Genomic DNA, 10,919 nt, shown 5'->3' with positions numbered 1-10,919 from the left:
GTCCTGCGGGGCCGGATGATACATAATTGACACCCTCCCGCCAATGACATAAAAGTGTCGTATGGCCGATTACGACACTTTTCGTGCGAGATCGGCGCAGCACTACAGGAGGGGAATGGTGTTGGGACGCCGGTGCAGCGAAATCCGAATCGTAATGATGAGCCTCGGCTCGTTCGCGTCGTGCCTGGGGCTTGCGGCGCCCGCCGCGGCGCAATCCGCCGCGCAACCGGGCGCGGCGACCAACGACGAGATCCTCGTTACCGCGACGCGGCGTGACGAAACGGTCCGCGACGTGCCGTTCAACATCCAGGCGATCACCGGCGATGCGCTGACCAAGACCGGCGCGCTCAACATCGCGGATATCGCGCGCACCATCCCCGGCCTGTCGATCGCGGACCGCGGCCCGCTCGGCGGCGCGACATTGGTGCTGCGCGGGCTGCGCACCGGCAGCGAGGCGGGGCTTGCGCCGACGACGACGGTCTATGTCGACGAAGTGCCGATGGACCTGCCCTATCATTCGGGACCGCTCGATCTGAAGCTGGTCGACATCGACCGGGTCGAGGTGCTGCGCGGGCCGCAGGGCACCTTGTTCGGTGGGGGCGCGATCGGCGGGACGATCCGCTACATCTCGAAGAAGCCCGATACGAAACAGGTCGAGGGGCGGGTGACCGGGGAGGTTTCGGGCACCGATCACGGCGGGACCAATTACAACGTCACCGGGATGATCAACGTGCCGGTCAACGACTGGATCGCGGTTCGCGCCAATATCGGTCAGTTCGACAATGCCGGCTTTATCGACAATGTCAGGCTCGGCAGAAAAGACGTCAATCGCGACCGCACGACCTCCGCGCGGATCGCGGTGCTGATCAAGCCGGCGCCGAATCTCGAAATCGCGCTGACCTACAATCGGCAGGCGGCGCATTACGGAGACGGCAATTCGGTGCGCGAAAGCCAGCGGCCCGATACGGTCGATTTCACCTATCCGGGCCACGCCGATTATACCGCACAGCTCGCCAATATGACGATCAGCTACGATTTCGGCTGGGCGTCGCTGACTTCAAGCTCCTCCTATAGCAACGAACATTGGGACGGCAGCTTCGACAACACTTTCTATATTCGCGATTCGATCTACGGAAGCTTCCTCAGCCCCGAGGATATCCCCGAATTCACCGTATTCGCGACGCGCCACGCGCGATCGCATGCCTTCACGCAGGAGGTGCGGCTGGTTTCGAAATCGGACGGGCCGTTCAACTGGATCGTCGGCGGATATTATAACAATACCAAGTCGGTCGAAAACTATCAGGAATCGGTGCCGATCCCGTTCCCGGGGCAGGCGGCTTTCGAACAGAATATCCTCGGCGCAAGACTGGCCGACGACAAGGAATATACGTATCGCGACAAGAAGCTGACCAGTCAGGTCGCGTTTTTCGGCGAGCTCAAATACAATCTCACAGCGGCGTGGCAGGCGTCGGTCGGCGGCCGCTGGTTCGACGATCGCGGCACCGGCAATTTCTACTCGATCGATCAGTGGCTGGGGATCGATGCGCGCGACGCAAACGGATTTGCGCGCTCCACGCCGCTGCCCGGCGACATATCCAACGGCCATTATAAGGAGACCGGCACGGTCTGGCGGTTCAACACCTCCTACAAGTTCGGCAAGGCCGGGCTGATCTACGCAACCGTCGCGCAGGGTTTCCGGCCCGGCGGCTTCAACCTCACCACGCCCAATACCGGTATTCCGCCGGCGGGGCGGCAGTTTCGCTCGGACAATATCGTTAGTTACGAGATCGGCGGGAAGTTCTCGCTGCTGAACAACCGGGTCTATGTCAGTTCCGATCTGTTCCGGATCAACTGGTCCGATATCCAGACGACCGTCCGCACCCCGCTCGGCTTCAGTTATCTGGGCAATGCCGGCAAGGCGGTGTCGCAGGGGCTGGAGATCGAGGCGCAGGCGCGCGACGTCGGGCTGCGCGGCGTCTCGCTCAACATCGGCTATAGCTACACCGACGCAAAGCTGACGCAGACCATCGATCATATCGGCTTCGACGGCGAGCATATGCCGCTGGTGCCGCGCCACTCGCTGTCGCTGATGGCGGATTATGCCACGGAGATCGGGCAGGGGATCAAGATCGGCGCGAACTGGCTGTCGACCTATAGCAGCAATGCTTATGCCGATTTCGGGCCGTATAAGCCGGTGCTCGATCGCACCAGCGGCCAGTTCGCCAAGGCCAGCCTCAACCCGCAATATCTGCCGCTCGATTCCTATTGGCTGACCAATGTGTCGCTACGCATCGAGGGCGGCGGCTGGAACGCGCGGGTCTTCGTCGACAATCTCTTCAACACGCGCTTCAAGACCTATCGCGACTTTATCGACGCGCACTCGAACTTCTCCGGTCCGGATGTTTTCTACACGGCGAACCGGCCGCGCACGATCGGCGTCGGGATCGGCAAGCACTTCTGAAGGCGATCGCATCGCTGCTTCGGGAAAGAGAGGCTCGACCCGCGCGGCATCCTCATCCAGATTGGGAGAAGGCATAAAAACGCATAGGCAAAGGCATAGATGCGGGTTGGCATAATCGGGGCCGGGGCGATCGGCGGGTGGATCGGGGTGCGACTGGCGCAGCGTGGCCACGACATCAGCGTGCTGGCGCGCGGCGAGACGCTCGCGGCGATCCGCGCGCACGGCTGGCGGCTCGACATCGCTGACGAAACGCTGACGGCGCAGGTGGCGGCGTCGGACGATCCGGCGGCGCTCGGCGCGCAGGACGTGATCGTGATCGCGCTCAAGGGCCCTGCGCTGGCGGCCGTCGCGCCGCGCCTCGCGCCGATGATCGCGCCGGGGACGCTGGTCCTGCCGGCGATGAACGGCGTTCCCTGGTGGTTCCTGCTCGGCGGTGGCGGCGAATTGCCCGCCACCGCGCTGGCGTCGATCGATGCCGACGGCGCGATCGCCGCCGCGCTTGGCTATGATCGGGTGATCGGCAGCGTCGTCCACGCCTCCGCCGCCGCGATCGGCCCCGGCCATATCGCACACAAGGCAGGCAATCGGCTGATCCTCGGCGAACCGGCGGGTGGGGGCAGCGCGCGGCTCGATCGATTGTGCGCTGTGTTCGCCGACGCGGGCTTCGTGGCGGAGCGCAGCGAGCGCATCCGCTATGAGATCTGGTACAAATTGTGGGGCAATATGACGATGAACCCGATCTCGGCGATCACCGGCGCGACCACCGATCGGATGCTCGACGATCCGCTGGTCGCCGGCTTCACGCTGCGGGTGATGGCCGAAGCGCAGGCGATCGGCGCGCGTATCGGCTGCGCGATCGCCGAGCGCGGGGTGGATCGCATGGCGGTGACGCGGCAGCTCGGCGGGTTCAAGACCTCGATGCTGCAGGATGTCGAGGCGGGGCGGCCGATCGAGATCGACCAATTATTGTCCGCCCCGCGCGAGATCGCCGCGAAGCTGGGCGTCGAGACGCCGGCGCTCGATGCGCTGACCGGGCTGACCCGGTTGTTCGGGAAAGAGCGCGGGCTCTATCCGGCCTGAAAACGTCCCGTTATGGGACAGCCGTCCATAGTGTAAGAATTAACAGATTGTTACCGCAGGTTACCAAAGTTTACGGGGCGCCTCACCATCAGGTCGTTTTGTGTGCCGGCTCGCTCTGGTCGATCCGGTTTGTTGAGTGAGGAAACCAGATTATGAAATCGTTCAAGTTCGCGCTCCTCGCGGCAGGGGTTACCCTTGGCGCGCTCGCCACCTCGGCCGAGGCGGCGACCTGCCTGACCTCCGACGTCAGCGGCGCTTCGTCCTGCTCCGGCTATGTCGCGGGCAACATCTTCAGCAACGGCGGCGGCAACACCAATACGGTAAAGTCGATGCTTTCCGGCCTTGGCTTCGACGCGAGCGGGATTGATTTCGGCGCACTCTATTCGAACGCCGGGCTCAAGCTCTCCAACCTCGGCGGCGCGACGACCCTGTCGTTCGGCGGCGCGCCCGAGCTGTTCGGCGAGACCTTCATCGGCATCCACTGGGGCGGCCAGGGCGGCGGCCAGAGCGCGATCTACAAGCTCGACCTCACCAACCCGGCGAGCGTGATCGAGATCCTCGGCAAGAATCCGGGCGGCACCTCGAACGCCGTGCTGTTCTCGACCACCCCCTTCAACCCGGGCGGCGTGCCTGAGCCGGCGACCTGGGCGCTGATGATCATGGGCTTCGGCCTGGTCGGCGCGACGATGCGTCACCGCCGCGCGAAGGTCAGCTTCGCCTGATCCCCAAAGATCGGCCGCGCCGCCACGCTGGATCCAGCGCGGCGGCGCGGCCTTTTTTGCGTCACGATCCGCGCGCCTTGCGCCGCCGGCGCAGCCCATAGAGGCAATAGACCGCGCCGCCGGCGACGAGCCATAGCGCCAGCCGCAGCCATGTATCCTGCGGGAGGCTCCACATCAGATAGAGGCATGCCGCGATGCTGAGCAGCGGCGTCCATGGATAGAGCGGCACCAGAAACGGGCGATGCGCGTCCGGCTCGCGCCGTCGCAGGATCACCACGCTGACCGCGACCGTCACGAAGGCGAACAGGGTGCCCATCGAGATCAGCTCGCCGAGCAGGCTGAGCGGCAACAGCCCCGCGGCGATCGCGGCGATCACCCCCGTCACCACGGTGCCGACATGCGGGACGTGCGACCCCGTGCGCACCCGCGTGAAGGCGGACGGCAACAGCCCGTCGCGCCCCATCGCGTAGAAAATCCGCACCTGCCCGAGCAAGGTGACGAGCAGCACCGAGATCAGCCCGGCGATCGCGACGAAACCGATGATCACCTTGGTCCACGCCAGCGCCGGCCCGCCGCTGCTGAGCGCGATATAGACCGGATCGGCGACGTTGAGCAGCCGGTAGCTGACCAGCCCGGTGATCACCAGCCCGACCAAAGCATAGAGCAAGGTCGTCACCCCCACCGAGGCGAGCAACGCGCGCGGGACGGTGCGTTGCGGATCACGCACTTCCTGCGCCAGCGTCGAGACCGCGTCGAACCCGACATAAGCGAAGAACAGCACCCCTGCGCCCTGCAGCACGCCGGACCAGCCGAATCGACCGAACGTCCCAGCATTGGGCGGGACGAACGGCGTCCAATTGGCATAATCGACGAAGGCAAATCCGGTCGCGACGACCAGCAGCATCGCCGCGACCTTGGCGACGACGATCCAATTGTTGACCCGCGCCGAAAATTCGGTGCCGCGCAGCAAGAGCAGGGTGCAGAAGAGCGTGAGCAGCACCGCCGGCAGATCGATCAGCGATCCCGTCGCGACGAGCTGTCGATCGCCCGACAATTCGAACGGCGCCTTCGCGAACAGCGCCGGAAAGTCGATGCCGATATCGTGCAGCACCGACTGGAGATAGGCCGACCAGCCGATCGCGACGATCGCCCCCGCGAAGAGATATTCGAGCAGCAGGCACCAGCCGACCATCCACGCCGCGGCTTCGCCCATCGAGGCGTGACTATAGGAATAAGCGCTGCCAGCGACCGGCATCATCGCCGCCAGCTCGGCATAGCATAGCCCGGCGAGCAGGCAGACCGCGCTCGCGATCAGGAAGGACAAAGCCACCGCCGGCCCGGCATGTTGCGCGGCGACCGTGCCGGTCAGCACGAAGATCCCCGCGCCCACGGTGCTCCCGACCCCGAAGCAGATCAGCGCGAACAACCCGATGTTGCGCGTCAGCTCGCCGTTCTGCTGGGGGTTCCCTTGCAGCGCGGCGATCGTCTGGCGTGCCAGCGGCTTCATGCGCGGCGCCGTTGCGAAATGATGCTCAAGAAACCCCTCCTGCAGCGCTGCCGCGCTGTTATATTAGTCGGCAGTAGCCATTATATGTTATAATTATAACACGCAAGCGCGGAAGGCTGGGAGGGGCGTGCGAAAACGTGGCCTTGTGCCGGGGTGGATCACATTTCGTGCGCGATACCCTAGGCAACCGGCTCCTGCCTGTCGCCGCGCGCTTCCCGGACGATCCAGTCGCGGAAATGGCGGAACATCGGATTGGCGAGCCGATCGGGCGGATAGACCAGATAATAAGCCTGTTCGCCCGAGATCGGCAGATCGAACGGGCATACCAACGCCCCCGATCGAAGCTCGGGCTCGATCAGGAAGCTCGGGATGAGCGCCACCCCGGCGCCGGCCGCCGCCGCCTGCGCGAGCATCAGGAAATGCTCGAAGCTCGGCCCGATCGCCGGCGCGGGGACCGCGACGCCGGCCTGGGCGAACCATTGCGACCAGGCGTTGCGCCGCGATGATTGCACGAGCAGCGGCAGCCGCGCGAGGTCGGCGGGGGTCTCCACCGCATGATCGGCGAGCAGGCGCGGCGAGGCGATCGGAATCGCCGCCTCGCGGAACAACAGGTCATGCTCGACGTGCGGCCAATCGGGCAGGCCGAAATGGATCGCGGCATCGAAGTTTTCGTCGGCGAAATCGAATTCGTCGGACCGCGCGAGGAAATTGACGATCAGATCGGGATGCCGCTCGGTCAGCCCGGGAAGCCGCGGCGCCAGCCAGCGCATTCCGAAGCTCGGCAGTGTCGAGATCGACAATTCCTGCTCGGGCCGCCGTTCGAGCGCGCGCGCCGTCGCGCGGCGGATGCGTTCGAGCGCAGGGGTGATCGCTTCGGCATAATCGCTGCCCTCGGCGCTCAGCACGACGCGCCGGCCGCGCCGCTCGAACAGCGTCATCTGCAGCCAGCTTTCGAGATGCGCGATCTGCCGGCTGACCGCGCTTTGCGTCAGCCCCACTTCCTTGCCCGCGGCGGAGAAATTGCCGTGCCGCGCGGCGGCGGCAAAGCAATGCAACGCGGCCATCGGCGGCAACAAGCGGCGCGCGGCGTCATTCATTCCGTTTGCTCATATGAACATGCGCCTTTGTCGTTTTGCGGAACGACTGAAATCGAGGAAGTGAAATCCTTAAGACCGGAGGCGTAAATGACAAGTTCGAATGAGAGCGTGGTGCTGAAGCTCGCCGCCGGGGTGCTGGGCGGCGACGGCGCGCGTGCCGCGATCGCCAAGCTTGATCTCGATCCCGCGCTCGACAGCCATGACAACGGATCGGTCGCGCGCAAGAGTTTCGCGGCGGCGCTCAACCTGGTGTTGTTCCACGGTCTGCTCGCGCGCGTGCCCTCGGGTGCGGCCTATGTCGGCGATGTGGTCGCGGCGGGCGGCAGGATCATGTTCGATCACGGCGCGTTGCGCACGATCCGTTTTGCCGAGGGGCCGACCGGCGATCTTCCCGCCGGCGAGGATGCCTTCGCGCGTATCCTGAAGCCGCTCGGCTATAGCGTCGCGGGCGTCTATCCGCTGCCCCGTATCGGCATGACCGGCCGCGCCTATCGTCATGACGACGCCCCCGAAAGCATCGCGCAATTCTTCGTCAGCGAATTGCACGTCGAACGTTTCGGCGCCGTATTCGAGAAAGCGGCGCGGCGGGTGTTCGGCAAGTCGCGCGATCCGCTCGGCGATGCGGCGCATCGCGCGCTGGCCGGATTCGCCGCGACCGGCTGCGTCGCGTTCGATGTCGCGGCGGCCGCGCTTCCCGAGATCGTCGGCGCCTTTGCCTGTCATCACAATGCGCCGCGGGTGACCGATTACGAGCTGTTGCTCGCGCATTCGGCCGAGGCGGCGTGGATCGCGACCGAGGGCAATGCCTTCAATCACGCCACCGATCGCGTCGCGGATGTCGAAGCGCTCGCCGCGGCGCAGCGCGCGCTTGGGCGGCCGATGAAGGATGCGGTCGAGGTGTCGACCAACGGCCGGGTGCGCCAGACCGCGTTTCGTGCCGATCCCGTCGCGCGGCGTTTCATCGATACCGCGGGCGGCGTCGTCACGCGGCTGGTGCCGGGCTCGTTCTACGAATTCATCACCCGCGATATCGATCCGGCGACGGGCGCGCTCGATTTGACCTTCGACAGCGGCAATGCGCAGGGCATCTTCGCGATGACCAAGGCGGCATGAACGATCTGCTGGCCGCGCTCGGCGACGCGATCGGCGCGGACAATGTCCTCGTCGGACGCAGCGATCTCGAACGCTATGAGACCGACGGGCGGCAGCACGCCGGCCGCGCGCTGGCGGTGGCGCGCCCCGCGACGACGAGCGGCGTTTCGGCGATCCTGCGGCTTGCGGCGCAGCATGGCGTGGCGGTGATCGCGCAGGGCGCGCGCACCGGGCTGGTCGGTGCCGGGCTCGCCGACGATCGCGGCGAGATGCTGATCCTCGGCCTCGAGCGGATGTCGCGGGTGGTGGAGATCGACGCCGCCAACCGCAGCGTCACCGCGGAGGGTGGCGCGTTGCTCTCGACGATCAACGCCGCCGCGCACGAAGACGGCTTGTTCTTCCCGATCGATCTCGGCGCGGATCCGTCGGTCGGCGGGATGATCGCCGCCAACACCGGCGGCGCGCGTTTCCTGCGCTACGGCGATGTGCGGCGCAATCTGCTCGGGCTCGAAATCGTCCTCGCCGACGGGGCGGGAACCGCGCTCGAACTCGGCGGCGCGCTCTGGAAGAACAATGTCGGCGTCGATCTCAAGCAGCTCGTCGCCGGCACCTCCGGCGCGTTCGGGGTGGTCACCCGCGCGACGCTGGGGCTTCAGCCGCGCCCGGCGGCGCAGGTCACCGCGCTGGTCGCATTGCGTCGCGCCGATGCCGCGACCGGGCTCGCCGCGCTGCTCGAAGCGCATTTCGGTACGTTGATCACCGCGTTCGAGGGCATGTCCGCCAATGCGCTCGCCGCGGCCTTCGCGCATGTCCCGCGGCTGCGCAATCCGTTTCCCGGGCCGATCCCGCCTTATGCCGTGCTGATCGAGCTTTCGAGCGGGCCGGTGCTCGGCGAGGATGCGCTCGAACACGCGCTGGGCGAGGCGCTGGCCGGGCTGATCGACGATGCCGGGTCGGCGATCATCGATGTCGCGGTCGATCGCCGCGACGCGCTCTGGGCGATCCGCCACGCGATCCCCGAAGGGCTGCGCGCATCCGGGCAAGTCATCGCCTGCGACATCGCGCTCCGCCGCGGCGATGTGATGCGGTTTCGCGATGAGGTCGCGGCCGGTGTCGCGGCGCGCTGGCCGGGGCTGGCGGTGTGCGATTTCGGGCATATCGGCGACGGCGGGCTGCACTTCAATCTCGTCTGGCCGGGCACCGCCGGCGCGCTCGATCCCGCCGTCGGCGAGGCGGTGCGCGACTATGTCTTCGCCACGGTGGTCGAGGAATTCGGCGGCAGTTTCAGCGCGGAACACGGCATCGGCCCGCGCAACATCAAACATTATGCGCGGTTCGTCCCCGAAGGCGTGCGGCGTGTTTCGGGGCAAATCCAGCGGCTGCTCGCGCCGCAGGGGTTGGGCCGCGTCGATTTCGGATCAACCAGCATCTAGAAAGGAAGTCTCTCGTGTCCGACAAGATCATGGCGGTGTACAACCGCGCACCCGTGGTGTTCGAGCGCGGCGAGGGCGCCTGGCTCTATACCGCGGACGGCGATGCCTATCTCGATTGCGTCGCCGGGATCGCGACCAACGGGCTGGGCCACGCCAATCCCATACTGATCGCGGCGCTGACCGAACAGGCCGGCAAGATCTGGCACCTCTCCAATATCTTCCGCATCCCGGGGCAGGAGGAACTGGCGCGGCGGCTGACCGCGAACAGCTTTGCCGACGTGGTGTTCTTCGGCAATTCGGGGTCTGAGGCGATCGAATGCGCGCTCAAGACCGCGCGCAAGTTTCACGCCGCCAACGGCCAGCCCGAGCGGATCGACGTGATCGGGTTCGCCGGGTCATTCCACGGCCGCACCTATGCCGCGGTCAATGCCTCGGGCAATGCGGCCTATATCGACGGCTTCGGCCCGCGGCTGCCGGGCTATGTCCAGCTCGGCCTCGATGACATGGATGCGATCGCCGCGGCGATCGCGCGGCCAACCACCGCGGCGCTGATCGTCGAGCCGGTGCAGGGCGAGGGCGGTGCGCGCGCGTTGAGCGGCGAGTGGCTGGCGGAAGTACGTCGCCGCTGCACCGAGGCGGGGGTGCTGCTGATCTATGACGAGGTGCAATCCGGCATGGGGCGCACCGGCAAGCTTTTCGCGCACCAATGGTTCCCCGGCACCGAGCCCGATATCATGGCGGTCGCCAAGGCGCTCGGCGGCGGCTTTCCGGTCGGCGCATGCCTCGCCACGGCGGAGGCGGCGAAGGGGATGATCTTTGGCGCGCACGGCTCGACCTTCGGCGGCAACCCGCTCGCGATGGCGGTGGCGATCGCGGCGTTCGACGAAATCGCGCGCCCTGATACGCTCGCGCATGCCGCGGCGCTGGCGGAGGATTTGTCGCGCGGGTTGCGTGATATCGCCGGGCGTTATGGCGATGTCATCGTCGATGTCCGCGGCAAGGGATTGCTGATCGGGGTCAAGCTGGTCACCAACAATCGCGATTTCATGGCCGCGGCGCGCGATCAGCGGCTGCTCGTCGCCGGCGGCGGGGACAATTGCGTGCGGCTTCTGCCGCCGCTCAACATGACACAGGACGATGCGGCGGAGGCGCTGCGCCGGTTCGAGGCGACCTGCGCGGCCGTGCGCGCGGCGCAGCCCAAGGCGGCTTGATGCGTCCGGCCCGCGGGGCCGGCGGACCTCGATGCGTTGATCGACCCCGCCGGTGCCCCGGCTTGGCGGTGAGCGCCTGATCGCGGGCGCGCCCCGGTCAGGGCACGGCGGGGGCGTGCAGCAGGAAATAGGGCAGGATGCGCGTCGTCAGATCGCGCATCGCGCCGTCGTTTTCGCCGAGCATATCGCGGATATGAGGCCCGATCACCGCATCGCCGAATGCCGTCACCGCCATCAGCAACACGATATTGCGAACCCGGCCGTCGGCTTCAGGGTCGCTGGTCTGGGCGACGATCACCTCGACCAGCGAGCGTAC

At 66.4% G+C, this 10,919-nt stretch carries 8 protein-coding genes and 1 pseudogene; 6 read left to right on the top strand and 3 right to left on the bottom strand.

Going from position 1 to position 10,919, the window contains the following annotated elements:
• The first annotated feature begins 157 nt into the window (after window positions 1–157).
• The 3 genes from BGN95_RS22535 to BGN95_RS22525 all read left to right on the top strand — a co-directional run bounded on the left by BGN95_RS22535 (window position 158) and on the right by BGN95_RS22525 (window position 4,263).
• Window positions 158–2,461 carry a TonB-dependent receptor gene (locus BGN95_RS22535; RefSeq protein ID WP_286774073.1) on the top strand — a complete coding sequence of 768 codons (2,304 nt, stop codon included), beginning with the start codon at window positions 158–160 and terminating at the stop codon, window positions 2,459–2,461.
• Between the two features lie 99 nt (window positions 2,462–2,560).
• Window positions 2,561–3,541 (top strand): 2-dehydropantoate 2-reductase, encoded by a 981-nt coding sequence (locus tag BGN95_RS22530; RefSeq protein ID WP_286774072.1) that lies wholly within the window; start codon window positions 2,561–2,563, stop codon window positions 3,539–3,541.
• 152 nt (window positions 3,542–3,693) lie between these two features.
• A complete protein-coding gene (locus BGN95_RS22525; RefSeq protein WP_265311581.1) occupies window positions 3,694–4,263 on the top strand; it encodes a PEPxxWA-CTERM sorting domain-containing protein in 570 nt (189 codons plus the stop codon).
• Between the two features lie 61 nt (window positions 4,264–4,324).
• On the opposite strand, the gene BGN95_RS22520 is transcribed toward BGN95_RS22525, so the two are convergent.
• Both BGN95_RS22520 and gcvA read right to left on the bottom strand, forming a co-directional pair.
• Complete coding sequence (locus BGN95_RS22520) at window positions 4,325–5,770, bottom strand: amino acid permease (RefSeq protein WP_286774071.1); 1,446 nt, start codon at window positions 5,768–5,770, stop codon at window positions 4,325–4,327.
• Window positions 5,771–5,949: 179 nt separating this feature from the next.
• A complete protein-coding gene (gene gcvA, locus BGN95_RS22515; protein ID WP_286774070.1) occupies window positions 5,950–6,867 on the bottom strand; it encodes a transcriptional regulator GcvA in 918 nt (305 codons plus the stop codon).
• 87 nt (window positions 6,868–6,954) lie between these two features.
• Between gcvA and BGN95_RS22510 the strand changes: the two genes are divergently transcribed.
• From BGN95_RS22510 to BGN95_RS22500, 3 genes are read left to right on the top strand one after another with little or no spacing between them, the layout of a single operon-like run.
• The gene (locus BGN95_RS22510) at window positions 6,955–7,980 is read left to right on the top strand and encodes a DUF1338 domain-containing protein (RefSeq protein ID WP_286774069.1); all 1,026 of its coding nucleotides are present in this window, start codon (window positions 6,955–6,957) and stop codon (window positions 7,978–7,980) included.
• Window positions 7,977–9,392, top strand: a complete 1,416-nt coding sequence (locus BGN95_RS22505; protein ID WP_286774068.1) for an FAD-binding oxidoreductase — start codon at window positions 7,977–7,979, stop codon at window positions 9,390–9,392. Before BGN95_RS22510 ends, BGN95_RS22505 begins: the two co-directional genes overlap by 4 nt.
• 14 nt (window positions 9,393–9,406) lie before the next feature.
• Complete coding sequence (locus tag BGN95_RS22500; protein ID WP_286774067.1) at window positions 9,407–10,603, top strand: aspartate aminotransferase family protein; 1,197 nt, start codon at window positions 9,407–9,409, stop codon at window positions 10,601–10,603.
• 97 nt (window positions 10,604–10,700) lie between these two features.
• Here the strand turns inward: BGN95_RS22500 and BGN95_RS22495 are convergent.
• Window positions 10,701–10,919 (bottom strand): annotated as a pseudogene (locus BGN95_RS22495) (TetR/AcrR family transcriptional regulator); the annotation flags it as partial.

Source organism: Sphingomonas sp. 66-10, assembly GCF_001897045.1.
GTDB classification, from domain to species: Bacteria; Pseudomonadota; Alphaproteobacteria; order Sphingomonadales; family Sphingomonadaceae; genus Sphingomonas; species Sphingomonas lycopersici.
The sequence above is the reverse complement of the archived record's forward strand: the minus strand, read 5'-3'. Positions and strand labels throughout refer to the sequence as shown.

Excerpts from the sequence above, each read along its gene's own strand:
- BGN95_RS22535 (WP_286774073.1), top strand. The coding sequence starts at position 158 with ATGAGCCTCGGCTCGTTCGCGTCGTGCCTGGGGCTTGCGGCGCCCGCC.
- BGN95_RS22530 (WP_286774072.1), top strand. The coding sequence starts at position 2,561 with ATGCGGGTTGGCATAATCGGGGCCGGGGCGATCGGCGGGTGGATCGGG.
- BGN95_RS22525 (WP_265311581.1), top strand. The coding sequence starts at position 3,694 with ATGAAATCGTTCAAGTTCGCGCTCCTCGCGGCAGGGGTTACCCTTGGC.
- BGN95_RS22520 (WP_286774071.1), bottom strand. The coding sequence starts at position 5,770 with ATGAAGCCGCTGGCACGCCAGACGATCGCCGCGCTGCAAGGGAACCCC.
- gcvA (WP_286774070.1), bottom strand. The coding sequence starts at position 6,867 with ATGAATGACGCCGCGCGCCGCTTGTTGCCGCCGATGGCCGCGTTGCAT.
- BGN95_RS22510 (WP_286774069.1), top strand. The coding sequence starts at position 6,955 with ATGACAAGTTCGAATGAGAGCGTGGTGCTGAAGCTCGCCGCCGGGGTG.
- BGN95_RS22505 (WP_286774068.1), top strand. The coding sequence starts at position 7,977 with ATGAACGATCTGCTGGCCGCGCTCGGCGACGCGATCGGCGCGGACAAT.